This is a genomic window from Paenibacillus sp. CFBP 13594 (assembly GCF_014842675.1).
In the GTDB taxonomy this organism is placed as follows: domain Bacteria; phylum Bacillota; class Bacilli; order Paenibacillales; family Paenibacillaceae; genus Paenibacillus; species Paenibacillus amylolyticus_B.
In genome coordinates this window covers 535,685-562,074 of sequence record NZ_JACYVQ010000004.1, presented here as the reverse complement: position 1 = coordinate 562,074, position 26,390 = coordinate 535,685, and the positions used below count along the sequence as shown (strand labels likewise).

The following is a 26,390-nucleotide window of genomic DNA, read 5'->3' as shown; positions in this document are numbered from 1 at the left end:
TAACCATCATGGAGCAAAGGTCGCTTTGTTTGTTATTCACACTAGTAATCTATTACGGTTACTTATCCATTCATGCACCAAGTCTCAATAAGAACAGCTCCAGACCAAGCACTTTATCCACCGCTCCTGTTTTCATCTGGTAATCCAGCTCGCTGAGGTGACTCAGAATCATTCTCAGACGTTCCGGCTGAAATTTGCGGGCTTGCTCACCTGCAATCTTAACAGCATACGGATGCAGACCTAGCTGACTGGCAATCTGCTGCTGGGAGTAACTTTGTTGTCCCAACTCTTTCACCTGGATCATGATCCGAAACTGACGAGCGATTAAAGCCGCAATTTTAATCGGTTCTTCCCGCTGCTTCAGCAACTCATAGAAAAGAGCCAATGCTTTCTCCAGTCGCAAATTTGCGAGTTCCTCCACTAGTGAAAATACATTCTGCTCTGTACTACGGGCAACCAGTGACTCGATATCAGCACGCTTGATTGTCCCCCCATTACCCGCAAACAAACATAACTTATCTACTTCAGCAGACAGGGTCTGAAGACCTGTTCCTGCATAGCTGATCAACGTTTCCGCCGCTCCCGTCTCCAAGGAAACATCCCGCTGCTTCGCCAGTTTCACTATCCAATTCAATAACTCTTCTCCACTGAGTGGAGCAAAAGCAAGAACGACTGCCTGTTTCTTGACAGCTTTCACCAGTTTCTTACGCTCATCCAGCTTATCCCCTTGGGCCAGGAAAACAATCGTACTGTAATCTGCCGGATTTTCCATATATGTAAGCAGACGATCAACCTGATGTTCAATCTTGGATTCTTTACCTGCGGTGAACAGGCTCGCGTCCCTTACAATAATTAATTTGCGTGGAACCAGAAAAGGTACGGTCTCTGCTTCTTCAATAACGACCTCCACAGCCGTCTCAGACAAATCATATGGAATAATCGCAAAATCACGATGTTCTTCTTCAATAACCTGCTCTTTTAACATATCCGTAAATTGCTGTATCTGGTACTTCTCCGTTCCGTACAGCACATAGATCGGTGCCGTTTCTCCATTACGTATTGCCTTTGTTGCACTTTTTACATCCATTCACGGCGCCTCCTTATCCCTCTTATCCTACCAGAAAACATGCAAGACAACAAAGGGACCTTACATCCAGTTATGGATGAAGGTCCCCTGTCCTACATCTATATAAACGCAGACACCAGCAGTTCTAGAAAAAGCCGGAGCGCGGTCATACGACGTCAGTTGTTTGAACTGAGATAGGACGTTTTGTTACTCCACTATATGCTTGTCATACTGAAAATGTTCTTTCGTTGAGAGGAGCGCACTCCCCAATTTTAATTATTTCGAAGAAGCTCCACCTGAAACAGCAGGCACATTAAACGAGTTCTTCGCCGTTGTTCCGTCCTTGTCCGTTTCGTAATTAAATAGGGTACCATCCTTCGACCAACTCGCTGACTTCAGTGTCCCATCTATACTGCGTTGTTCAACCAAATTTAGAACATCCGGTTCGCTCACAGGTTTGGAGTATATGCTGATTTGATCACCAATAAGCATAACTACATAAGAGCCGTCAGGGGATTTCCATTCTTTTGGTGCTGCCGTTGTTGTCATTTCCTGATCCTGTCCTGCTGCAAAACCTTTGTTTCCTCCAGAAGCGTCTGCACCTGCACTTGAATCAGGTACAGTGTTACCTTCAACCGGAACATCTTCAGTCATATTAGGTGTTGTATCCTGAGAAGTGAAGGATTGCGCATCTCCATTTTCCGTTTCTGTTATTCCATTCTCTTCGCCATCTGCAGAAGATTTAGGAGAATCTCCTGATCCCTGAATTCTCTGCTCAGAATCTTGGTTCTGAACCTGATTATTCTGATTATCGGTCGAAGGAGTTCTGGACGAATTATCCTGCGGCCCTTTATTCGGAGCAGGCGTTGATTCTGTAGCCGGTTGTTTAGGTGTCGGATCTGACTGAACTTCAGGCTCCTGTACCCCATCTCCACCGTTCTCTTCAGGAATTGTTTCTACGTCTTGGTTATCTGGTTTAGTTGGTGAAACATTCGATTGATCCACAAACACATCGTTGCTGCTTGGTTGGGACGAAGGGGCAGGATCATAATTTTCAATATTCTTGCTTAATGAATTCTCATCCAAATTGCCGCCCTCTTGAGAAGCTCCAGAGCTCATTAGCATGGAATCGGCATTCTCAATCTGTTCAGGCGGATTCCCCCAGATGGCGAATCCCAATATAACTGCCGCAGCCGCTGCACCCATGGACATACGTCCTGCCATCGAGTTAAGCCATTTTTGCTTCGTTTTCCGCTCACTTGAACGTTGTAAATTCTCAAATGTAGCGGGGACAGGATTCATTTCCTGTATGGTGCTACTTTGTTCCTTCCGCGCTTCGTCAATGGCATCAAGTTGTGGCATAATCGCATCAACCAGACTAAATTTCGGGCTTACTTGCGGTAATTCTTCCAGTTCTCTGGAAAGAGCTCTGAGTAAACTAAAATTCTCGGCGCACTCCGGACACTTTGCCACATGCTGTAGCATCTGCGCGGTTTCCGCCTCGCCCAGATCATGATCCAGATAGCGGTGCATCCATTCCACCACCTCTTCGCATTTCATCCTGTCACACCACCTTTCTGATATTCCTGTAGTAGATTCTGTAACTGCTGTCTGGCTCTAAATAAATAAGATTTCACCGTATTCAAAGGAAGATCGAGACAATCCGCAATTTCATTGTAGGATAAGTCCTGCAAATATCTTAGAACAATAACGGTACGATGGTGCTCGGGAAGCTTGTTGATCGCATCCTGAATGTCCTGGGCCACATATGTAGACATGACCTCGTACTCCACATCCTGATTATCCTGAAAAACCATGTCATGTTCGTCAATGGAGACGGACGGCTTGGTTCTTCTGAATTTATCAATACAGATGTTCGTGACGATGCGTTGTACCCATGTTTTGAATTGGGCCTTTTCTTCGTATGAATTGATTTTGGTGTAAATTCGGATCAACGCTTCCTGAGCAGCATCCAAAGCGTCCTGTTCATTATTTAGAATGTAATATGCGGTCCGATAGACATGTTGTTCAATCTCCCGCAATAGGGTAATTAGAGCGTCGCGATCGCCCGATTGAGCGGCTCTGATGAGTTCCGGCTCTACCACAAAGGATCCCCCTCTCCCTGCAACCTTACAGACGTGATCATCAATAAAATTGTTGCAAAGTTAAGTATTTTTTAATTTGCCATAACAAAATAACGGCGTATGTATTAGGGCCGCTGAAATCTTCTCTTAGAATAACAGAAATTGCATAACGAGTCACCAAACGTATCCAAAAGCGATTCCATTACTTACACGACTCAATTCAAATGCAATGGCATACATTATAGATAAGCACTTTTTTGGTTCCTAAAATAAAAAAAGTCGAAATTTGTCCAAATTTAAGCTGATTTTAATGCAATTTTCATGAAAATAGTGTATTGTAAATTTACATTCATAAACACGAGGTGATGAGCATGCCAGCTCTTGCGAAAATTCAAGCTTTAAAAGAACAAATGCCCAAAGAATACCAAAGTATTTCCCACTTTGTGGAACATGCATTGGAGTCCATTGATACTCTGGTCGAGGAACATCGGAAGTACGTAGCTGCACAGGCATTATACGGCGATAAAATCGTTGGATCGGAAGAACGCTTGTACAGAGAAACCGTACTTGATGTCAGAGCACAGTTGTTGATGACTCTTGAGAAAACGGTAGAAGATCTGTTGCACAAGGGAGATAAACACTGGAACAAACACTTTAAGGACGGCGTTGAATAGTTCTTATATCTCTTCTACAATTTGAAAAAATGGCCCGTTTTCCGATATTCTCCCTCGTGGAGTGTAACGGAAAGCGGGCTTTTTTTGTGCTGTGCTGTAACCTGCAATCAAATGAAGTGATGAATTGGTATATTCATCAGTAAATCGCCATCAGTTTGCCATTGAGAAACCCTAAAGCTCTTATGCCTGCTGAGCTGCCATACACCCAAACTTCGATTTTGCCTTTTGAACTCGTTTCATACGTAATGTTCGATGGATCTCCCCATGCAAGGCGCACCTGAGTTATGTTCATTCCTAGAGCTACCTCTCCACCAATGATTTTATTCCAAGTGGACTTGGACCAATTGTATTTCTTATACGGATCAGAAGAGAAGAATTGGTTGGAATCGGCAAGCATCTCCGTCACACTGGAAGGTGTACCTCCTGCGTAAGCGGAAACGGTTTTTCCTTTTGCATTACGGAAGATAATAGAGTAACTTCGATCACCGTATTTAATCTTCTCAATTTTGATATCTGATATGGTCACTTTACTGAATCGTTGCCCTAAACTCGTATCACTGTTGATCCAGTAGGACTTGCCAATGAAGCGAGCAAGATTCCCCAACTCTTTTTTCTTAATCAGTGCAAGTGTATCCTTCGATTCCACCACAATAGAAGAATTTCCAACCAGCACCTTGGCCTGTTTTAGCTCAGCATCCCATTGAACCTGAATACCCGCAGCCTGTCTTAACAAGTCTGCTGGAAATACAGTTTGTCCTCCAATGGTTTGTACTTTCCCTTTCAATTTCAGCTCTTTGTTGTTTAATCGCGCAACAGCACTTCCCTTTTGCAAAGTAATACTGTCATCTCCAAATTGAATCTCAAAAGATGAGCCCTTCACATCAATTGTGGCTCCCAATGTTTTGAACACCGACTGTACTGGCAAGTATACATTTCCATCCAGCAATGTGGCCCCTGATAACTTTTGCTCTGAATCAACGTTCAGTTGAAGACTTGAAGCCAAATCTCCTATCTTCAATGTCACTTTGGTTGTTCCCATGCCCGTAACCTTCAGTTTGGCTCCTGCCTGAATCTGTGCAACTTGGGGCTGCTCCACTATAAGTTCTTCAGGCAATGGCGCACGTTTGTTTTTGAATCCATTACTATAATTCTCCTGAACGGTAAGGGTAATCGTATCCCCAATATTAGCGTCCTTGGAAGATGCCGCAAGTGTCACTTGATTTAACGCAGGAGCTGATAGAGGAGCTAACTTTCCATTATCATATGTAGCCCATGATCCATCCTGTAACTGTGCATATAGTTCATCCAGATTAGGCGCATACACCATCCGCGATACGTTACTTAAACCCGGCAGTTGCTCACCCTTATATTTGGCAGTTCGATCGTAGCTCCAGACGGTTCCATCCTGCTTCACCGTGAGCAGCTTATGCGTACTCCCCCACCAAATCAAAGATTGCACATTATTTGCAACCGTGATGTAGTCATCCTCATATAGCATACTTACGATCACTACCGAGCCATCATTTTTCAGCACAGCTGCGTAAACACCATTTGTTGCAATTGCTTTACCATCAGGTACATTTCCAGCTTTACGTATTTTGTTGTATTTGTCATAATATATATCTCCTGATGAAGATAATGCAGTATAAGAAGAATCTCTCCCAGAACTATCCCGATAAGAATCCGCATCGATAATCGATTCCAAAACCTTAGCCTGATCATCAAAATTATAAAGGTTTCCATCCTGAAGCTGAACCCATCCATGGCCATATACCTTAATCACACCATTGAATTGTTTCGTTACTGGTTTATGCGCATTGTCCTTATCCCACCGAATCACTTGGCCATCGGCAGTCCACCCAAAGATGAAATGGTTGTCAGATTTTGAAATACCAATCAGTTTTCTATTTTGTGTCCATACTCCACTTATGATCCCTTTAGACCAAAGTGTACCATCGTCCAGCAAATAGTCATTCCGGTCAAGAACTGAAGTGATGGAGTTACCCGATCCAGATGATGCCAAAGCGGAGGACTGTCCTGCGATCAAACCGATAACTAAAAATCCAATCCATAGGGCTATCGCTTTTCTAATCCATTTCACTCTAAACTTCTGAGTTGCATTACAGTTCCTTTTACTTTGTGTCATTTCTACAAGTTCCATTTTCTTGATCCCCTCATTATTATGTATAGTGCTAGTGCTACGATCACTAAGTATCTCTATCCCTACTCGAAGGTGGGCCTAACTATTATTCGGTAAAAATAACCATAATCCTGCAACAAAAATTACTGAACACTAATAACAAACACAACTAATGCCATATTTTTACATAAATCCAACAAACCAAATACAAATGATTGCATTTAATAATCTAAAATAGAAAATATATTACAGACTAAATAGAGCGTGCAACCGTAACAAAACTATAAATGGATATGCGGGAGATTAAATGAATCTAATCATATTTTTCAAATACTTCCTGGGATTCTTTCTACTCAGTAGTGTGTTATTGATTGCATTTAATATGATAATCTGGCATAAAAGTTGGGATCAAATTGATCATATACTAAACTTATTCAGTGCAACTATAATTAGCTTGCCGATTAGTATCTCAAAAGCAAGAGAGTGAGAGTAGTTCCTCCCTAGTCAACTATACTAACTGACAGCCAAACTATCCTCATAACGCATAAAGATTGAAATGTGTTATTATCATGAAATTCAGAAAGAAGTCGTTCGCAACGGAACGACTTTTTTCTGTTATTGATTAACCAAGTACTACTTTCTCAATATCCCTCACTCATTCTTTCTCAGCCTGTGTATGCTAAAATATAGTAAGTCCCTAAGTCTATCAGTTGTTGAATATAGTTATTCAAGATGGAGGTCAATATACGAATGACAAAAACCCATAGAATCAATAGGCCGCGCGGAAAAATACTTGCAGCTGTACTAACTGCAGTGTTCATTTCACTTGCAATGGGGATATATCACTATGTCCCTATAGATGAAAGATTAGAGAATACTTACTATTATTCATTCGGGTATCAATTTGCGGTTGGATTATTGATTAACCTCGCTATTTTACTTTTCTTACTTACGCCACTTTCTATATTGGTGGATGGATTACGTTTATACAGAAAAAAAGATAATACGTATATGAGATTGCTTGTTGCAATCGTTGCATATGGTCTATTAGGCTTCATAGGTGGGATCATCTACTCGATATTTACACTTAACTTCAATACTTTTTCTGCTCAAACTATCCACATTGTTCTATGTTCTCTTGTCTTTTTAACCTTCCAGTTGGTATTAAATCGGAGTTTTCTTCACTCATCTTCACACCGATAAATAGATCGCGTGCCGTCATAACCGTTTTATAAACACTTCAACCTGGTTATTATGCAGCCTTGTAAAATCGTCACTCAACCCCGACCAACTTGTACCGGATAGCAATCTCCCCATCTTTCACCCTCATCTGAACCTCGCCCATCTGATCTGTCCGATAAATATCTGACCCGGCAGCTTCCAGACGTTCCATCACTCCCGGATTGGGATGCCCATATGTATTGTTAACTCCTGCAGATATCACGGCGGTTCTGGCATTCCAGTATTGGAGCCAGGCTTCGGTTGACGACGTTTTACTCCCATGATGAGCGACCTTTAGAACGTCAATGGATACAGATGCTGAAGCATCATTTAAATTACCTTGCAACGGGCGTGTAAGTACCCTTTGTACAACCCCCTCTGTAACTCCAATATCTGCACCTTTCTGTTCAAACTGGGCAGCCAACGAGCCATCCTGAATCATATAGAGCAGGTCCTGCTCGGCTGCTGCATCCATATCCCCAGTGAACAACATGGAAGTGCCAGCCATGTCCAGCAAAAAAACAACGGAATCATGATTCTGGTGTTCAGACACAGGCAAACTGCCCGATACATTTACATCCATATGTGCCAGATCTGGAGCTATAAAATGTAAACTTGTCTCCTTATCAACCTTATAGGACATGCCCTGCCGAATGGCGTACAGAGGAATCTTCCGTTCCATGGCTGTATTCAGCAGCTTATCAAAGTTATCCTTACCGCTGGTCGTGCCATTAAACATGAAACGTTTAACTGGAATCTGTTCCAGCACAGCCTGTAGTCCTCCGGCATGATCTTGGTCAGCATGCGTGACAATGACAGCATCCAGTTGATGGATGCCTCTTTTTTTCAATAGAGGAACAACCACCTTAGCCCCCACCTCATACGGATCACGTCTTGTTTTCCATGAGTGTTCGGTGTTCCCAAAACTAACCGTTCCCCCGCCATCCACCAGAATGTGTTTGCCTTCCGGGGTTGTAATCAATGTGCTGTCTCCTTGTCCAATATCCAAAAACTGCACGATGCCGGTTCCGGCAGGCTTGGGAGTCTGATATGCCCACCACAATCCAGCAACAAAGCTGATTGCGAGCAAGCCGCACAACCCGCGCTGAACTTTACTCATTCGTTGATGCGCATAATAACCTGCACCTCGTGCAGTAAATGCACTTGTATACTCCGGCCAGGCAATACTGGCTCCTAATGTCGTTAATGAAGTTTCTTTTCCATCTACACGGTTCTTACCTTGATCCTGTGCCACCGTAGACACCGAAGAGCGAATGCCCATATTCGTCATTGAAACTGAAGGTTGTCCCCTCACAAGAGGAGCCGTCTCTTCCTCAACAAACGCTGTTTCTTGCTGCTCACCATTGCCACGATGCAACAGGTAGAGTAAGGCATACAACACAGCATAATATGCGGCGATCCATAACAAGGGCGGTGTTGCCCAGATCAACACAAAACCTGGCAGACTGTTCATCCACTCCACGCTTACAAATGTCAGTTGATTCAGTTGCATCGCTATCCATGCGAGGGGTTTCGCCAAGGGAACCCATATGAATGACAACAACATGGCGACCGTCCCCAGAGGTAATACAATAGCACTGATCAAAGAAACCAACAGAAAGTTAGCTACAAATGAAAGTAGTGAGAACTGGTTGAAATACAAAATGGTTACTGGGAACGAAATCAGCTGAGCGGTCACGGTAACGGATGCCGTTGCAGCCAGAGACTTCGGCCAGCTGCTGAACAGCCGGTTAATCAATGGCATGTATATCATCAGACCTGCGGTAACGAGAAAGGATAACTGGAAGCTCACACTTAGCAAAAAGTACGGGTCCCACCACATCATCAGCAATGCTGCTGCACTGATCATCTGAAGACCGTCTCTGGCGAGGCCACGGCGTGCCATGTACAACCCAATCATGGACATAATTCCTGCCCGAATCACCGAAGGTGAACCTCCGGATAACAGTACATAAGCTGGCACCAGGATCAGAACAATCGTGAGTGCCGTCTCTCTGGTAAGCCTTAGCCAAGATAGAATGAGAAGCAACGAAGCAACATATACAGCGACATGGGTTCCGGAGATTGCCAGGATATGCGTTAGACCGAGTTGTGAAAACTGACCATAGGTACCTGGATCGATATCAGTAGCCATCCCGATAATAAGACCCTTCATATATCCTGCATGAGGCTCTGGAAATAACTGCTCAACCGCCAAGCCCAACTTATGCCTAGTCCAATCCGTCCACCGTAGTACGTTATATTGTCCAAGTCCCTCAGGAGCAACTACTGTGACCGAACTGGCTCCCTTCACTTTGAACAACCAGTGGATATGCAGGGTGCGCAAGTAACTGCGATAATCAAACCCGCCAAAGTTCCTGGCTTCACCAGGAAGGACAAAAGAACCATTAAGCGTAATCAAATCGCCCCTCTTCCATCCCGCTGCTACCTGTTGTTCTTCTTCCTCCAACAGTCTGACTTGTACCATCAATTGTTCATCTATGTTGAATGCAGATGATGCTGCCAGATCTGTATCTGCTGATGAATCCGATAAGGGCAATATTGCAGACATCTGAATCTTAAAGTCAGCCCGATCTCCATCAATGCGTACATCTGACACCAGCTCACCCTGAATTTCAGCTGACCATCCGTCCAACTCATAAGCTGCGATATGCAGGGTCTCCGGCAGACTGCTATGATTGCGTGAGTCATTCCACTCCCAATGTGCAGCGCCTCCAATAAAGGCAGCGAGTAAAAATAAAACAGACCATCCACGCACATCTATAAAACGAAGTAAAAGTGGCAGACATGCCAGAGCTCCAATTAACCCCCAGATTAATGTCCAGCCTGTTAACGCGCATGCCATTACGCTCCCGCACATCCAACAAATCGTAAAACTTAATAACGGTCTGCCTTTCATTTCTACCCCTCCTTCATTTCACCCGTTGAACGCAGAAAAACCCCCGGGAAGCCGATTCAGGCTTACCGGAGGTTCTCCCTCACGTATTCGATCATATTTACATTAATTGCTCACGGTCATCATCGTTTCCCGCGGGGGCTGGTAATTCTCCAGCCTGCGAAACGTTATTCCCTTCTGTTCCATCATATTTGTAACCTTGCCGGTATCTTTAGGATAAGAACGATGAAACACGATTTCTGTAATCCCGCTATTCGCCAACATATTGGCACATGTCCAGCACGGTTCGTCAGTCACATACACAGACGAGCCTTCGCGGTCGATTCGATCTGTGAATAAAAGCAAATTTTGCTCCGCATGAATTGTGCGAATGCATCGTTGTTTTTTCACCATTTCTTCTTGCCCATCGGTCACGACCAACTCATACTCTTCCGATATCATGCAACCTGCTTCAGAACAATCCGGGACGCCGGTGGGTGCACCATTATAGGCTGTTCCCAGCAGTTTCTTTCCCTGAACAAGAACGGCACCCACATGACGACGCGAACAGCGGGAACGGGTGGAAACCATATACGCGATGTCCATAAAATACGTATCCCAGTCCTTGCGTACCTCTGTACTCATGCTGCTTTCCTCCCGCTTAATACAATTTATATTTTATATTTTACCGGATCTGCACATACGGCGCCATCTTCTCCAGCATCTTCATCCCGATTCCTTTGACCTTTGTCAGATCACTGACTTTTGCAAAAGGACCATGTGTATTCCGATAGTCCACAATAGCTTGAGCTTTCTTCTCCCCAATTCCGGGAAGCTCAATAAGCTTGGAGACAGGAGCGGTATTCACATCAATCTTGCCATTGTCGCCAGCTTCCTCACGAACTACAGGTGGATTACTGCTTGATGCCGTCTCCGAAGTAACCGAAGGATCAGAATTCGTACCCTGTGTAACTGGTTCAATCGAATTCGAGGTGTCCGGTGGATTATCATTCGTCTGACTTGTAGTTTGAACAACTGAATCACCTTCAACCCCAACGCTCGCAAGCTCTTTAGACTCATCTGCCTTTGCATCATTTCCAGTCTGCAGCCCACTTGCCTCGGTTCCCGAAGAAGATGCTCCTGTATTGCCCTGAACCGAATTAGCCGACAGTACAGCAGGGAGTTCCTGCTCTATCGTCGGCTTCTCGGTGCCGAGCTGCAAGGGTTCCCAGCCACTAGGTGGTTGTTCACTTTTGCCCGACCATAATATAAGTATACTTCCAACCACCGCAGCAGCAATGGTCATCCCTTTGTTCCATCTCATTCTTCCACACCTCTCCCTGAATTCAAAATCATTCATTTCGAACACGGGCGGTGCTTCCGAACCGTTGTACTTTCCTGATGAAACAAGTTGTGCATTTTTCATGTCATGTGAAACAGGTCCTCACGCATAGAATAGAGGGAATGAACTGCGCCAGTACCGTAAAGCATGAAAGGAGGCCTGAAACAATGAAGGTTGGATTTATCGGAACCGGCAGCATGGGCAGCCTGCTAATCTATGCCCTGATCCAATCGGGTGCACTTGAGCCCCGGCAGATCGCCGCCAGCAATCGAACCCCGTCCAAAGTACGTCAGTTATCCCTCCGTTACCCCGGTCTGCATGAATCCCAGAGCAATCGGGAAACGGTGATCCGAAGCAACATCATCTTCCTGTGCGTGAAGCCGCTTGAATTCAAACATGTTATTGACGACATCCTGCCTGTCGTGAATCCCAATCATATAATTGTCTCGATCACCAGTCCCGTGCAGCTGCGACATCTGGAATCTTCACTTCCTTGCAAAGTCTCCAAGGTAATTCCCAGTGTCACACACCAAGTCGGCAGTGGAGCGTCACTCTGCATACACGGCGAACGAATGACCAGTGAAGACCGCGCTGTGTTAGAAAGTCTGCTTAGTCATATAGGCAGGCCGTACCAGGTGGATGAAGCCTGTACACGAATTACATCCGACTTCTCCAGCTGCGGACCTGCATTCATATCGTTCTTTTTGGAACAGTGGATCGAAAGTGCCGTGAAGCTGACAGGCATCAAAAGGGCAGATGCCTGCGCTCTGGCTGGCGAAATGCTCCTGGGAACAGGCAAGCTGCTCACCGAAGGAGGATACACCCCGCAAGAGCTTCAGGCTCGTGTCGCTGTACCTGGCGGTATTACCGCTCAGGCACTTGCACTGCTGAAGGTAAGTCTCGACGGTGTTTTCGACAGCCTGATCCACACGACACATGACAAATATGATGAAGATTTGTTAAAGCTGGATGAACTATTCCGAGCCGGTGAGATTAACCGGCAACAATATTAACGAGTTTGCCTGGAACGGCAATGACCTTGCGAATGGTCTTGCCTTCCAGTGCCTGCTTAACAGGTGCCAGCTCCATCGTGAAGTCCTGCATACCCTGTGCATCCAGATCCTTCGCGATTGTAGCACGAGTTACGATTTTACCGTTTACCTGAACAACGATTTCTACTTCCGCATCCACTGTCATGGACTCATCATATTCAGGCCAAGCCACGTAAGAGATTCCACCTTCATGACCCAAACGGCTCCACAGTTCCTCTGCCATATGCGGTGCCAGTGGTGACAACAGCTGCACAAATTTCTCCATCGCTTCACGAGGCAGTGTGTCCGCTTTGTATGCATCGTTGATGAAAATCATCAGCTGGCTGATGGATGTGTTGAAGCGCAGATGTTCCAGATCTTCCGTAACTTTTTTAATCGTTTTGTGAGCAGTCCGTTTGAACTCATCCGTTCCACCGTCCACCGTAATCTTGTCATTGATGGCTCCTGTGTCTTCGTTAATGAAGAGACGCCATACACGTGACAGGAAGCGGTGCATGCCTTCAACCCCGTTTGCATTCCACGGTTTTGTCGCTTCCAATGGTCCCATGAACATCTCGTACAGACGCAATGTATCTGCACCGAATTCATTCACGATTTCATCCGGGTTAATGACATTACCACGGGATTTACTCATTTTCTCATTATTGGTACCCAGGATCATACCTTGGTTCACCAGTTTGTGGAAAGGTTCTTTGGTCTCCACAACACCCAGATCATACAGTACTTTGTGCCAGAAACGAGCGTACAGCAAGTGAAGCACCGCGTGCTCTGCTCCGCCAATGTACAGATCAACTGGCAGCCACTGCTGCTGTTTCTCCTTGGAGATCAGTTCCTTGTCATTGTGCGGATCGATAAAGCGCAGGTAATACCAGCAGCTACCCGCCCATTGCGGCATGGTGTTGGTCTCGCGACGTGCCTTCATTCCCGTTTCCGGATCTACCGTATTCACCCACTCCGTAACATTCGCCAGTGGTGATTCTCCTGTACCCGAAGGTTTGATCTGGTCGATATCAGGCAGCAGCAGTGGAAGTTGATCCTCCGGTACGGTCTTCATCGTTCCGTCTTCCAGATGCAGAATCGGGATTGGCTCACCCCAGTAACGCTGACGGCTGAACAGCCAATCACGCAGACGATAGGTTACTTTCCCTTGTCCTTTACCGTTCTCTTCCAACCAAGCAATCATCTTGGCAACCGCTTCTTCATTATTCAGTCCGTTCAAGAAATCGGAATTCACATGCGCGCCATCACCGGAATAAGCCTCTTGTGTAACATCTCCACCTTGAATAACTTCGATGATATCCAGACCAAACTGCTTCGCAAATTCCCAGTCACGTGCATCATGACCCGGAACAGCCATAACCGCACCTGTACCGTAACCTGCAAGAACGTAATCAGCAATCCAGATCGGCAGTTTTGCACCATTAACGGGATTGATTGCATAAGCGCCAGTGAAAACACCTGTTTTGTCTTTCGCCAAATCTGTACGTTCCAGATCACTTTTACGAGAAGCCTGCTCCTGATAAGCCTGAATCGCTTCACGTTGGTCATTGGTTGTAATTGCTTCTACCAGTTCATGTTCAGGAGCAAGTACTGCAAAGCTCGCACCGAACAATGTGTCCGCACGGGTAGTGAACACCTTGATGACTTCCTCGCGACCCTCAATGGCAAATACAACTTCCGCACCTGTCGATTTACCGATCCAGTTGCGCTGCATATCCTTGATGCTTTCAGACCAATCCAGCTCTTCCAGGTCTTCCAGCAGACGCTCTGCATACTCGGTAATTCTCAGAACCCATTGACGCATCGGTTTGCGTACAACCGGATGTCCACCACGTTCACTCTTGCCATCAATAACTTCTTCATTAGCAAGTACCGTTCCAAGGGCTTCACACCAGTTAACTGCAACTTCATCCACATAAGCCAGGCCTTTATTGTACAGCTGGATAAAGATCCATTGTGTCCATTTATAATATTCAGGGTCCGTTGTGCTGATCTCACGATCCCAGTCATAGGAGAAACCAAGCGATTTGATCTGGCGACGGAAATTGTCAATATTACGGAATGTAATATCTCGTGGATGTTCACCTGTATCCAGTGCATGCTGCTCAGCAGGCAGACCGAAAGCGTCCCAACCCATTGGGTGCAATACATTGTAACCGCGCATACGTTTGTAACGGGAAACGATATCCGTTGCCGTATATCCTTCCGGGTGGCCTACGTGCAGACCTGAACCGGATGGATAAGGGAACATATCCAGTGCATAAAATTTCGGTTTAGCAGGGTCCTCACCCGTTTTAAACGTTTTATTTGCATCCCAGTATTGCTGCCAACTTTTTTCCATAACTTGTGGCTGATAGCCGTGTTTCGGCTGGTTATTCTCACTCATCTATTGTTCCTCCTTCAGGTTATTCGCTTTAGCTTTAATTGCAACAAAAAAACCTCAGCATCCCGTAGCGTTTGCAGCGCTAGGGACGAGAGGTTGAATTCCCGTGGTACCACCCTAGTTAGCGGACGAACGTGCTTCGTCATCCACTCCCTTTGGACCTGTAACGGCGGTTAACCGATGCGGATTTCCATTCCTGAACCCAAGCTTTATACAAGCAGGTTAAACAGAATGGTGTAATCACCGCATTTCTCCAAGGCGAGTTCGCAAATCACTGTCAACCGGCTTGCACCAACCGCCGGCTCTCTGTTATGTACAGGAATTACTACTGATCCTTATCATCGAAATATGTATACAATATCGGGACCATTATATAAAAAAGCAAGCCCAAAGTCAATATTACACGTTATAATCGCCATCTTGAAGTCTACGGTTCGTACCGTTCATAACGCTGGTTGCTGTTCAGGATGACCGAAAACGCTCAATGCCTTCCTCCAGATTATGAATGGTCCAATTCACATGTTCCTGATTATCATATTGACGATAAGCGCACTCAATGCGTAGCACCAGATCAAAGTACAAGTCATAGAGGCTTCTTCTTTTCAGCTCACTTTCAGTCGTAATCGCATGCCCATACCCTTTCACAAAACCAGGCGTATAGTTAAAATGACTGAAATAATGCTCCATCAGAGGATCTGCCCATAGTGAACGTTCAAAATCAATAATCGCTGTGATACGACCTTTGTCTACTAAAACATTGCCATCCCACAGATCCCAACTCACAAGCACAGGTTCTTTGACATCATCCAGCACATTTGATTTTTCTTCAATCAAGCGTCTCAATTCAGGGTAATCGATCGAAAATGTAATTCCGGCTTCTTCACCATCGGTAAGAATGTCATCCATCAAATTCATAAATGCTTCTTTCCATGTGGAATAACGCTGTTTTTGCTCCGAGAAATATCCAAACTTCTCACCCTTGATTTCATTAATTCGACGATTGTACCGACCGAGTTGTTGTTCAATGGTCTCCTGCTCTTCCCCAGAATACTGATCCTTGACCTGATTATAGGGTGTTCCAGACATGTACTCCATGATAAAATAACGCGCTGAAGCCATCGTTAACGAATCATCATAAGCCAGCACTTGGGGTACGGGAACATCCTGTAGCTCCGTAATGAGGCGTAGTGCCTCAACCTCGGCAATCATGAGATCCTGCTCACAGCGCATCAGATTTGTCGAAGCCGATGGAGCAATTTTGAGTACCACCCGCTGTGCGTCACTCAGTGTAATGAGATATGCATGATTGGCCCAGCCATCCACCATTTCCTTGTAGTCCTGTATACCTGCAGAGAAATGCTGCTCTATTATGGCATTCAACTGTTCTGACGTAAGTCTTGTTTTATATGTACTTTCCATTTCTACACCTCACATTGACAATTGATTTATTTTCTCAGAAAACGCTTTCTATCCGACTATTATCGCCTCCTTTACTTTAACTGGCAATACTTTTTGTCACGTCGTTATGTCTTTTCTTGTATTCCTTTACCCTATTTAAGAATATTGCTATTCATTCTCCATGGAAAATCAAACAAAAAAACTGCCCTTATGCACCATACATAAGGACAGTTGTCATCTTTCGTTCTTACTTCACAGCAACATAGAACAAGCGCTGAGCGCTGTCTTCAGCCTCTTTCCATTCAAAATCCGCATATACCTTCACGTCTCTAAAACCTGCCTTGGATAACTCCAGCTTCATCCAGTCCGGATTATATGCACGCTGGACATGAACTTCTTCAAACCGTTGATACATATCCTTGCTACCATCATCCACACGCGAAAAAATACTGAGATGATGTTCGATCTCACAGCGATCCTGATCCAGATCACAAGTCCAAATATACGACACGGAGCGCTCATCCAGTACAAAAGGCTGCTCCTCATCATAACGAATAAGGGTATTGGGATGATGCACATCAAACAGGAACGTTCCATCAGGCTTCAGCATCTCATATGTGCGCTGGAATGTACGAATGACATCTTCTTGTTCAAGCAAATAATTGACACAATCACAGAAAGATATCACCGAATCCACAGGTTCAGGAACTCGCCATTCCCGCATATCCTGCTGCACCCAACGGACACTGCCTTCCCGATACAAACGATGACCTTGAGGCGTAGCCTCCATCTTGCTGCGTGCAACCGACAGCATATCTGCTGAGAGATCAATGCCTGTAACTTCGAAACCGGAGTTCACGAGCGGGATCGTAATGGAGCCCGTTCCACAGCCAAGTTCAGCGACACTTTTGGGCATTCCATGCTTTTCCCATGCTGTTCTTGCAAACCTTATCCAGTCCGGATAAGGCATATCTTCCATTAATTCATCATACACATAGGCAAATTTCCGGTAAGACATGTCAGGCACCGCACTTTCAATTTCATTTTCTAATCCTGCTAACAAAAGAAAAAGCAGGGGCATCCGGTGTTTACCCAGCCTATCCCTGCCTTATCCGAGTTCCATATTACAACTATTTAATCAAGAAGATTATTTGTTTTCACTTTGATCCGCAGGAGCAGATTCGGACAGATACGTCCAGCTTTCCTTTTGGACCACCAGTCCGTCCTTCATCAATTTGCCCAAGGCACGCTTGAACGCAGACTTACTGATGCCGAAGCGCTGCTTGATGATATCCGGCGGAGTTGCATCCGAGTATGGCATGCCACCCATAGGGCGTTCTTTCATGAAAGCGAGCAGCTTGTCTGCATCTTCGTTACGTCCAACTTGTTTGAGTTGAGTCATGGCCAGATTCACACGTCCGTCTTCACGTACCAGTGTCACTCGACATTTCACTTTTTCACCAAGGCGCAGCATATGACTGCGTTCGGATGAATGAATCATACCAATCGCGCCAAAGCCCAGTACACCGCCCTCTACAAGTACAAAAGTACCCATCTGCAGTGGCTTGTATACCGTCGCTTCAACCCACTCGTTTAACCATGAAGTTGGCGCATGGAAAGACAATTGTGAAAGCTCACGTTCCCCGGCCAATTTGGCACGCAGACGTCCCTGCTTGTCATGTTCCATGATTACAAAGACTTCATCCCCTACTTGAGGACGCAGTTCTTCCAGTTCAGGCAATTCACGAATAGGAAGCAGCAATTGCCGTCCAAGTCCCATTTCCAGGAAACAACCCAGTCTTGGGTGAACATCAGCCACAACCAGTCGTGCCATTTCGCCAAGCATGAGATAAGGCTTTTTCATCGTTACGGCCAGACGATCTTCCGTATCAAAGAACACAAATACTTCAAGCGTCTCGCCAATCTTAATATCCCGCGTTAACTCGGTGTAGTGAAGCAGTACATCTTCCGATCCTGTCGTCAAAAAGAAGCCAAACGGAGACACTTCACGTGAAACCGGCAAAGAGACGACTGTTCCAGCAATCAAACTCATACAGTTTCCACCACTTTGGCATCAGACCATAGACGCTCAATATTGTAGTATTCACGCTCGTCGCGGTGGAAGATATGAACAACAACGTCGCCCATGTCCATCAGTACCCAACGTGCGGAATCCATACCTTCGATACCTTTGATCGTCGCTCCGGCTGCATGAGCCTGTTTGCGAATCTCAGTGGCAATGGCTTGTACCTGTGTATCGGAATTCCCGTGACAAATAACAAAATAATCCGCCACCAGAGAAACATTAATCAGATCCAACGCTACAATGTTGGATGCCTTTTTGTCGTCAGCGGCAGCAACCGCCATATTCATAAGTTCTTTCGATGATACTGTCATGAACCAACCTCCATAATCTATAATTGTGTGTTTAAAAAGATCCTTCGTAATCAAAAGTGGACTTTTTGAACAACTCTATAATTGTGCAATTAAGTCATTCCGCGACAGCATGGTCAAAGGATAAATGACACGTCTTTGCGATATCAGCAAGCTGATCGTCGAATCGAATCCGGCAATTAAACCTTCCTCCAGACTACGTTCAGCCTGTTCGCGAATGTGATCCACTCCCGGGAAATCTCGTCCCGGTTCAATGTAATCGGCAAGACATACCACTTTGTCCAGCAGGCTCATGCCTACCCGACCCGAGGTATGCCACCGGATGGCATTAATAACTTCGGAATCCTCTACACCGTAATCACGCTCGGCTACAAAAGCACCGACTTCGGAATGCCAGAGCTGTTTGTCATGCTGCAGAAGTTCCTGGTTTAATCCGTTATCACGGATGACCGCTTCCATCTCCGCTACGGGCCAGTACTTCGCCACATCATGCAATATCGCTGCCAGATCTGCTTTCACAGGATCAGCACCGTATTTTTCAGCCAACATCACTGACGATTCCATTACACCCAGTGTATGCTTCCAGCGTTTTTCCGGCATTTGTCCGGATACGGCTTGAATCAGTTCATCACGGCTTAGTGCCATATAAACCGCTCCTTACAATGTATTGGTGCACTTCATCAGGAATCATGAAGCGTACCGAATGTCCTTTGGCCAGACGTCTGCGTACGGCGGTCGATGAAATATCGACCAAGGGCATCTCGGCCAGCAGGACCCGATCCTGTAACTCGTCTGGTAAATCATCCAGATGTAACTGGAAGCCCGGCCGACCAACTCCGATAAAGGTTAAGCGTTCTGCAAGCTCTTCAATCTGCTCCCATTTGGGAAGATAGTTCACCATATCCGCCCCGATAATGAAATAAAATTCATGTTCAGGATGGCGACGCCACAGTTCCTTCATCGTATCGATGGTATAAGACACTCCGCCCAATTCCATCTCGATACCCAGCACCTCATATTGCTGCACACCCTTCACAGCCGCTTCCGTCATATCGAGACGTTGCTGTCCCGAAGCTCCGGCTCCGCGTTTGTGAGGTGGAACATGGGAAGGCATGAACCAGATCTCATCCAGTGCATGTGAGTCCCTTGCCGCTTCAGCTGCCAGGAGGTGTCCCATGTGGATCGGATCAAACGTACCACCCATGATACCGATCTTCACCCGCGTCACGCTCCCTTATCTAGGTAGTTCGATTTGTTTATTATCGCGAGATTCTTTGTACAGGATGATTGTGTTACCGATGAGTTGTACAAGCTCACTTCCCGTTTCACGGGCAACTTCTTCTGCCATCTCTTTTCTGTCCTCGTCATTGTTGTTGAGCACTTGCACTTTCATCAATTCGCGCTTCTCAATCGCATCTTCAATGTGACGGAACAGGTGCTCGTTTGTTCCACCTTTACCAATCTGAAATACAGGGGTCAGGTGATGTGCCTGTGACCGCAAAAAGCGCTTTTGTTTACCGTTTAACATGAATACTCCATACTCCTTATGTTGAGCAGGCCCTGATCGACAGCGCAAAAACTGTCCGGACCTGACCATTCAATTATTATTTTCACACTTCAAAACTGTTTAGTACCGCTCGTCTCATCGTTTCCACAGGAGCCGGGATGCCGAGCCAATGTTCAAAAGCTACGGCGCCCTGGTATACAAACATCCCCAGACCACCGTGCACTGTGCATCCACGTAACCGAGACTCTCGAAGCAGACGGGTCTCCAGCGGATTGTAGATCAGATCACTCACCGCTGCTCCTTCACGGATCAGTTCAGGATCAACCGGAACGTCATCAACATGAGGATGCATACCGGCAGCCGTTGTGTTAATCACGATATCAGCCGTAGCCAGTACCGTTGCAGCGTCTTCCATGCCACTGCCCGAGATTTCTCCCAAGCCATGGCCACGTAAATCCGAAGCAAGTGCAACAGCCCTGTCCGCTGTACGATTCAGAATGTGGATCTGCTCAGGCTTCTCCAATGCAAGTGCGTATATAACGCCTCTTGCCGCTCCACCTGCTCCCAATACAGCGATACGTTTGCCCGCAAGCTCAGGCACAGCCTCTTCCTTCAGCGATCGGACATAACCAATACCATCGGTATTGTACCCTGTCAGTGTTCCACCTTCATTAACGATGGTATTCACCGCACCAATCAGGCGAGCACTTTCATCGATCACATCCAGATACTGCATCACCTGCTCTTTGTGCGGGATGGTGACATTAACACCACGATAGCCCAGTGCCACAATTCCCCGAACGGCCGCTTCCAGTTGATCCGGATGAACATGCAGTGGCATATACATTCCATTCACTTCTGCAGCCTGCAGAGCCGCATTGTGCATTGCCGGAGACTTGGAGTGAGCAATAGGATCACCCATAACACCAAGCAACACGGGAAGTGAAGAGTTGAACTTTTTCTGCTCAGACATAGTGTTCCGCCTCCGATCCATCTGATGTACAGCTTCTGAGATTACTAGATCAAGGATGGGCGGATCTGTACACGAATGCCTTTTGGAGCATGAACAGCAACAAGCGCTCCAATATCGCCATTAACCTTAATCCAACCCAGACCCGAGATGAATACATCCGATTGACTGCCGCGTTTGATGCGGAATTCATGTCTGGTCCATTCAGCCATCTCTGCTGCATCCTCACGGGTTGGCGGAGACAACAATTCTCCCAGATGGTCGCGGTACAGGTCATCTGCACGCTCCAGCTTCGTCCGGTGAATATCAAGCGCAGTGCTGATAAAACAAGTGAACGACTGGCGATCACCTTCCACAAAGTCAAATCGAGCCATGCCGCCGAAGAACAGCGTCTGACCGGAATTTAACTGATACACAGCCGGTTTAAGCGGCTTTTCAGGCATGATGGCGGCGAGATCCTTACGTGAAACAATCTCGCTGAAACGCCATGGATACACGATTCCAGGCGTATCAATAATATATTTTCCATCATCCAGCGGAATGTTCACCATATCCAGCGTTGTTCCCGGATAACGGGACGTGGTCAGCTCCTGCTCCAGATCGCTGTAATCACGGATCAGACGGTTAATCAGTGTGGATTTACCCACATTGGTACCGCCAACCACGTAGACGTCACGATCTTCGCGATAGGTTCCAACAAGCTCAAGCAGACGGTCAAAGCCCTGATTTTGCTTCGCACTGCACAAGACGACATCCACGGTGCGCAAACCCTGTTCTTTGGCTTGCTTCTGTACCCAGTTGCGAACCTTGTTCCAGTTGGTTACTTTCGGAAGCAAGTCCGTTTTGTTCACAGCAAGCAATACCGGATTGTTGCCTACAAAACGTTGCAGACCGGAGATAATACTGCCATCAAAGTCAAACAAATCAACGATATGGATGACAAGTGCATCCTTATCCCCGATTTTGCTAAGCAGAGCCAGGAATTCGTCCTGATCCACCGTAACGGATGATGACTCATTGTAGTTTTTGATGCGGAAACAGCGCTGGCATATAACCGGTTCACGATCCAATGCCTTCTCAGGGATAAACCCTGGTAATTCCGAATTTTCTGTTTGCAGATGCACGCCGCATCCGCTGCACCTTACGGCAAGATTGCCGTTATGCGGTTCTGTCATTTCTTCTTTTCCTCCTCAAGCCATAAGCCTTTCCTGCGTAAACTCGTTAGAGCAATCCGTTCCACGCGTCGATTGAAGCGGGTCATAAAACCTTCGTCCCCAATGGAGATTGGCAGTACCAGAACGGTATATAACCCCATTCGGTTCCCTCCATAAACGTCCGTAAGCATCTGATCGCCTACTACAATCGTGTTTTCAGGAGATAACTCCATCATTTTCATTGCTCTACGAAACGGTACATTCGATGGTTTGCGTGCACTATGCACAAACTGGATATCCAGCGGGGTCGCAAACAGGGATACACGATTCAAATTGTTATTGGACACAATCATCAGCTTGAAACCGGCCTCTTTCACACGTGCAAACCATTCAATCAGTTCGGGCGTAGCGTCAGGGGCTTTGGCTCCAACGAGTGTGTTATCCAGATCAGTTATAATTCCACGGTAGCCTTGAGCGTACAGCTCTTCCAGATTAATGTCAAAAACCGTGTCTACACGCAGCTTGGGCATTAACATTTTAAACAAAGAAGTCACCTCAGTTTCATACGACACACTATATCACAAATCCGTCTTTCCTGAAAATGCATACAGCGCCTGATGGCATAGGAAAAAAGGAAAAACGGGACGGGCAACAACTATGCCCGTTCCGCTTTCAGTTCCTTCCGCAGCTTCAAGGCGGTCTGATAGACACCCTTCCAGTCGTCGGCAGTTACGGACGCCGGACTGTAACGAGTCTGTTCAAACTTCGTGAGAAGCTCATACAATGTTGCTTCTGCAGCAGGTTTTGTCTGGCTCCAGCGGGCTACCGATTCACGAAGTGTCTCGTCTCCGCTCCGGGTTAACCCTTTGCGTTTCACATACTGAATCCAACGCTCGGTCTCTGCCACTACCTTCTGTTCAGGGGTGAGCGGTCCACCTGTCCGTAGACGAAGAAGGAAGAATCGCATGGAGAAACGATTACGCCAGAACATGTATGCTACCCACATTACAATAATGGCTCCTGCAGCCCAGATAACAAAAGTCGGGATGGCAGACGATGTCTGCTCAGGTGCAGGGGTCTGCTCCTCCTCTTGTACCGGCTCCTCTTCTGGCTCTTCTTCTGGCTCATCTACAGGCTGTACATCAGGCTGTTCCGTCAGCAGCGGCATATCAAAGCCCGGCGTTGCCTCAACAGGAATCCATCCATATTCACCAAAGTAAACCTCTGCCCAGGAGTGTGCATCTGCATTGGTAACGGTGTAGCTCGTCTCAATCTCCGCGCCAGGTTGACGTGGAGCCTGCATGTCCGAATTCAGGGACAATTGTCCAGGCGCATAACCTTTAACCCATCTTGCAGGAATGCCCTCCGAGCGCGCCATCATCACCAGCGCAGTGGAGAAGTAATCACAGTAGCCTTCCATAATATCGAACAGGAAACCTTCCACAAAGTCGCTGCTTACTTTTCGAGATAAATCCGGATTGTTCGTGTATTCAAAATTAGTTTGTAAATAGTTTTGCAGTAATGCCACTTTTTCATACGGAGTATTCGCAGATGCCGTTATCTCGGCTGCTAGATCCGAAACCCGGTCAGGGAAACGGGATGGTAACTGCAAGTACATATCATCTGCCGGATTACTGTTATACAGATCTTCAAATGACTTCGTACGAAGCTCATCTTCCACAATCACAGGGGCTTCCGATACGATAGTATACGTCTTGGGATACTGCGGTTGCTGACGGTCTGTCACCACATGCAGTTCAGCCTGTTCAGCATTCCACAACATCCGTTCCGTTCTGTCCTCACCATTAATGGAGCTCACTTCCGAGATCGAATAAGCACCAAAGAGAATCGGATAGACATTATCATTCAGCATCGTTACGTTCTGAGTTACTTGCTTGGTATTCACATTACCGGATTCTTGGTTCTCCAGAGGCTGTCCGGCTTCAACATTCTCTGTCGCACCCCGTCCACGGTCATCCCAGCCTGTACCTGTATACTCTGCACGTGTCTCACCGCGCCAGTAACTACGCTCATTGGTGGTGACAGACATAACAGGGGTATAGTCGAAGTTGAACCCTCCACCAAGCTGATTGTCTTCCCTGCTGTATCCCGATTCGGTAGCCGCGGGAATATCAAGGTTTCCGTTACCAGCCTGACTTGTGGAAGTTCCTGTATAGTTACGCCACGCCGTATATGGGTCCGTCAAGGTGGGTGGAATCTCCGGCATATTAACGCTGGCTACAATAATTAAAGAAAAGATAATGGCAATATTGGCCAGGACTTTATAAGGATACCGGATGATTCGTTTCCAACCTTGTGGATACTGTAGCTGATAGTTACGGAAATGCTGACATACGAGCCATCCCATCCCCGCAAACATCACCCACGCGATTTCAATCCAGAGTGGAATCTGGGTGAAAGAATCGAGAATCCCCATCGAAATGATGTTAACACCCAGAAAAACAAGAATGCGACGTGTTGTGGTCACGAGTCGAAGCGCAGCTTCAAGCATCACCCATGCACACAGGGAGAACCAGATGTACGGCGTCATGTGTAATATGAATTGCTCCGCTCGGTCCGTTAAAGAGCCATAAGGGATGTACACCGTATAATCAATCAGCGTTTTATGCAAAATGTAACCAACAACGACCGCCTTGATGATCGCCCGATACATCGTTTTGAAGGGCAGAATGACCTCCAGCACACTGACCGCTGCAAGTGTCCATAACACCAGAGAAGTTGTCTCCGTGTACCACGATTCCTGCGTAAATGAAATCCACTGCATGCCAATCAGGAAAATCCAGAGCAATGACGCTGCATGATACCAGGATCGTTTGCCTGCAATACTTTCATTTCCTTTTGTACTCATACAGAACCTCCCCCCATCACCGTTGGAAGCTCCTGCAGGTGAGAAACAGTGAATGACCTCGTGCCTCTTCCACGCAGCATTGCATTCCACTCGGCACTCCGGCGAGATTCACTGGTATCGATCAGAATATGACATGGCGTCATGCCCCTCGTATCGGCCCAGCGCAACAGTTCCATTATTTTTTCATCCTTCTGGGGAGAAATCACGACAAAGTAAGCTCCCTGAGGCAGTTGACGTGCGATTCTTTCCACGCCGGGCAACAGATGGGTATCCTGACCGTTATATTGAATATCCACCAGATGATGCATCATCTTCTGTCGTTCCATCAGACTTTCACTGGGGACCATGAAGGATGTCTGTTCTGACAATGTCAACAATCCCATCCCCATTCGTTCCCTGACACCATATTCCAGCAGAGAGGCAGCCGTGGAAACGGCAATTTCAAATGCATCCCCATGTTCATAACTTGATGCCAGCGCATCCAGAACCAGAACGGTTTTGGGCACAGACTCATGTTCAAACTCCTTGGACTTCCAGTTCCCTGTCTTTGCCGTTGCATTCCAGTGAATGCGGGAAAGTCGATCTCCGTATACGTAGTCACGTACACCATTGATCTGAGTAGTCTCTCTCCGTGAGCGGGTTAACGCCGTCTGAGGACCGGATAGCCGTGATTTGCGGTCGTAGAGCTGCCAATATGGAATAAATACCGTTCTTGGCAGTACGCGAAACTCACCTTTGGCCTTAAACTTTCCTCGATGTTCAATCAGTCCAAATATGTCCTCGCTGGCACATTCCGTTTCTGAAAAAACATACTTCCCCCGCTCAAGTGGCGGTGTCTGAAAAGACAACTCGCCATTACCTCGCATATTGGGAATCAAACTTTCCTTGAACGACCACGATTCTCCGTTATGCCGATGCAGCATTTCACGTACAACAACATAGGGAAGCGGGAGGAATCCCGGAATCGTAAGACTCAGCTGTACTTGAACCTGGTCACCCGCATGCAGCAATTCTTCGTGGTCTGGACCAGAAGATAACCTACGAACTCCTTGAGCACGTCTTACCCCGCTAAATCCAGCAATGGCAAGGTACACACAGAGCAGGGTCACCATTGACAGCAACATAAGGGATGTCTTCCCGCCCTGAAACAAAACATAAGCCAGACAGCACATCCACACCATTGCGATGCTCCATACGCGTGGGTGGCGTAACCCTCTATTGACTGTTCTCAAAAGCGGCT

At 46.5% G+C, this 26,390-nt stretch carries 22 protein-coding genes and 1 other annotated feature; of the genes, 2 read left to right on the top strand and 20 right to left on the bottom strand.

Features of this window, described 5'->3' with window-relative positions; genetic code table 11:
• Positions 1–70 precede the first annotated feature (70 nt).
• From holA to IFU39_RS16100, 3 genes are all read right to left on the bottom strand, one after another.
• The gene (gene holA / locus IFU39_RS16110) at positions 71–1,087 is read right to left on the bottom strand and encodes a DNA polymerase III subunit delta (protein ID WP_036668560.1); all 1,017 of its coding nucleotides are present in this window, start codon (positions 1,085–1,087) and stop codon (positions 71–73) included.
• A gap of 255 nt (positions 1,088–1,342) precedes the next feature.
• Positions 1,343–2,626, bottom strand: coding sequence for an anti-sigma factor family protein (locus IFU39_RS16105; RefSeq protein ID WP_192133637.1), 1,284 nt, complete (start codon positions 2,624–2,626; stop codon positions 1,343–1,345).
• The gene (locus IFU39_RS16100) at positions 2,623–3,171 is read right to left on the bottom strand and encodes an RNA polymerase sigma factor (RefSeq protein WP_017687205.1); all 549 of its coding nucleotides are present in this window, start codon (positions 3,169–3,171) and stop codon (positions 2,623–2,625) included. The genes IFU39_RS16105 and IFU39_RS16100 overlap by 4 nt, the downstream gene beginning before the upstream one ends.
• A 350-nt stretch (positions 3,172–3,521) precedes the next feature.
• Here IFU39_RS16100 and IFU39_RS16095 point away from each other — a divergent pair, with 350 nt between their 5' ends.
• Entirely contained in the window at positions 3,522–3,824 is a 303-nt protein-coding gene (locus IFU39_RS16095) for a hypothetical protein (protein ID WP_062835531.1), read from the top strand.
• 136 nt (positions 3,825–3,960) lie between these two features.
• Here the strand turns inward: IFU39_RS16095 and IFU39_RS33420 are convergent, their stop codons facing one another.
• The 4 genes from IFU39_RS33420 to IFU39_RS16075 form a co-directional block, all read right to left on the bottom strand.
• The gene (locus IFU39_RS33420) at positions 3,961–5,925 is read right to left on the bottom strand and encodes a stalk domain-containing protein (protein WP_192133635.1); all 1,965 of its coding nucleotides are present in this window, start codon (positions 5,923–5,925) and stop codon (positions 3,961–3,963) included.
• Positions 5,926–7,237: 1,312 nt separating this feature from the next.
• The gene (locus IFU39_RS16085; RefSeq protein WP_192133633.1) at positions 7,238–10,105 is read right to left on the bottom strand and encodes a ComEC/Rec2 family competence protein; all 2,868 of its coding nucleotides are present in this window, start codon (positions 10,103–10,105) and stop codon (positions 7,238–7,240) included.
• A 102-nt stretch (positions 10,106–10,207) separates the two neighbouring features.
• The gene (locus tag IFU39_RS16080; RefSeq protein WP_017687196.1) at positions 10,208–10,726 is read right to left on the bottom strand and encodes a deoxycytidylate deaminase; all 519 of its coding nucleotides are present in this window, start codon (positions 10,724–10,726) and stop codon (positions 10,208–10,210) included.
• A gap of 40 nt (positions 10,727–10,766) precedes the next feature.
• On the bottom strand, positions 10,767–11,405 hold the full coding sequence (locus IFU39_RS16075) for a ComEA family DNA-binding protein (RefSeq protein WP_192133631.1): 639 nt from the start codon (positions 11,403–11,405) through the stop codon (positions 10,767–10,769).
• Between the two features lie 185 nt (positions 11,406–11,590).
• On the opposite strand from IFU39_RS16075, the gene comER reads away from it, so the two are divergent.
• A complete protein-coding gene (gene comER, locus IFU39_RS16070) occupies positions 11,591–12,436 on the top strand; it encodes a late competence protein ComER (RefSeq protein WP_036615122.1) in 846 nt (281 codons plus the stop codon).
• On the opposite strand, the gene leuS is transcribed toward comER, so the two are convergent.
• The 13 genes from leuS to IFU39_RS16005 all read right to left on the bottom strand — a co-directional run bounded on the left by leuS (position 12,417) and on the right by IFU39_RS16005 (position 26,331).
• Positions 12,417–14,861: a leucine--tRNA ligase gene (gene leuS, locus IFU39_RS16065; protein WP_192133629.1), complete on the bottom strand. Its 2,445-nt coding sequence runs from the start codon at positions 14,859–14,861 to the stop codon at positions 12,417–12,419. The genes comER and leuS overlap by 20 nt on opposite strands.
• 78 nt (positions 14,862–14,939) lie before the next feature.
• Positions 14,940–15,209 (bottom strand) — a binding site (T-box leader).
• A gap of 111 nt (positions 15,210–15,320) precedes the next feature.
• Complete coding sequence (locus IFU39_RS16060; RefSeq protein WP_192133627.1) at positions 15,321–16,277, bottom strand: phosphotransferase family protein; 957 nt, start codon at positions 16,275–16,277, stop codon at positions 15,321–15,323.
• Between the two features lie 226 nt (positions 16,278–16,503).
• Complete coding sequence (locus IFU39_RS16055) at positions 16,504–17,274, bottom strand: class I SAM-dependent DNA methyltransferase (RefSeq protein ID WP_192133625.1); 771 nt, start codon at positions 17,272–17,274, stop codon at positions 16,504–16,506.
• Positions 17,275–17,403: 129 nt separating this feature from the next.
• Entirely contained in the window at positions 17,404–18,309 is a 906-nt protein-coding gene (locus tag IFU39_RS16050; RefSeq protein ID WP_192133624.1) for a CvfB family protein, read from the bottom strand.
• A complete protein-coding gene (gene rsfS, locus IFU39_RS16045; RefSeq protein WP_036615136.1) occupies positions 18,306–18,653 on the bottom strand; it encodes a ribosome silencing factor in 348 nt (115 codons plus the stop codon). The genes IFU39_RS16050 and rsfS overlap by 4 nt, the downstream gene beginning before the upstream one ends.
• Positions 18,654–18,728: 75 nt before the next feature.
• A complete protein-coding gene (gene yqeK, locus IFU39_RS16040; RefSeq protein WP_091013921.1) occupies positions 18,729–19,295 on the bottom strand; it encodes a bis(5'-nucleosyl)-tetraphosphatase (symmetrical) YqeK in 567 nt (188 codons plus the stop codon).
• Entirely contained in the window at positions 19,279–19,869 is a 591-nt protein-coding gene (locus IFU39_RS16035; protein WP_074095918.1) for a nicotinate-nucleotide adenylyltransferase, read from the bottom strand. Before IFU39_RS16035 ends, yqeK begins: the two co-directional genes overlap by 17 nt.
• 15 nt (positions 19,870–19,884) lie before the next feature.
• Entirely contained in the window at positions 19,885–20,178 is a 294-nt protein-coding gene (yhbY, locus tag IFU39_RS16030) for a ribosome assembly RNA-binding protein YhbY (RefSeq protein ID WP_017687186.1), read from the bottom strand.
• Between the two features lie 82 nt (positions 20,179–20,260).
• On the bottom strand, positions 20,261–21,130 hold the full coding sequence (aroE, locus tag IFU39_RS16025) for a shikimate dehydrogenase (RefSeq protein WP_091013919.1): 870 nt from the start codon (positions 21,128–21,130) through the stop codon (positions 20,261–20,263).
• 44 nt (positions 21,131–21,174) lie between these two features.
• Positions 21,175–22,302 carry a ribosome biogenesis GTPase YqeH gene (yqeH, locus tag IFU39_RS16020; RefSeq protein WP_017687184.1) on the bottom strand — a complete coding sequence of 376 codons (1,128 nt, stop codon included), beginning with the start codon at positions 22,300–22,302 and terminating at the stop codon, positions 21,175–21,177.
• Positions 22,299–22,826, bottom strand: a complete 528-nt coding sequence (locus IFU39_RS16015; protein WP_036615148.1) for a YqeG family HAD IIIA-type phosphatase — start codon at positions 22,824–22,826, stop codon at positions 22,299–22,301. Before IFU39_RS16015 ends, yqeH begins: the two co-directional genes overlap by 4 nt.
• A 110-nt stretch (positions 22,827–22,936) precedes the next feature.
• On the bottom strand, positions 22,937–25,150 hold the full coding sequence (locus IFU39_RS16010; RefSeq protein WP_192133621.1) for a DUF4129 domain-containing transglutaminase family protein: 2,214 nt from the start codon (positions 25,148–25,150) through the stop codon (positions 22,937–22,939).
• Entirely contained in the window at positions 25,147–26,331 is a 1,185-nt protein-coding gene (locus IFU39_RS16005) for a DUF58 domain-containing protein (protein WP_244661007.1), read from the bottom strand. The genes IFU39_RS16010 and IFU39_RS16005 overlap by 4 nt, the downstream gene beginning before the upstream one ends.
• Between the last annotated feature and the right edge of the window lie 59 nt (positions 26,332–26,390).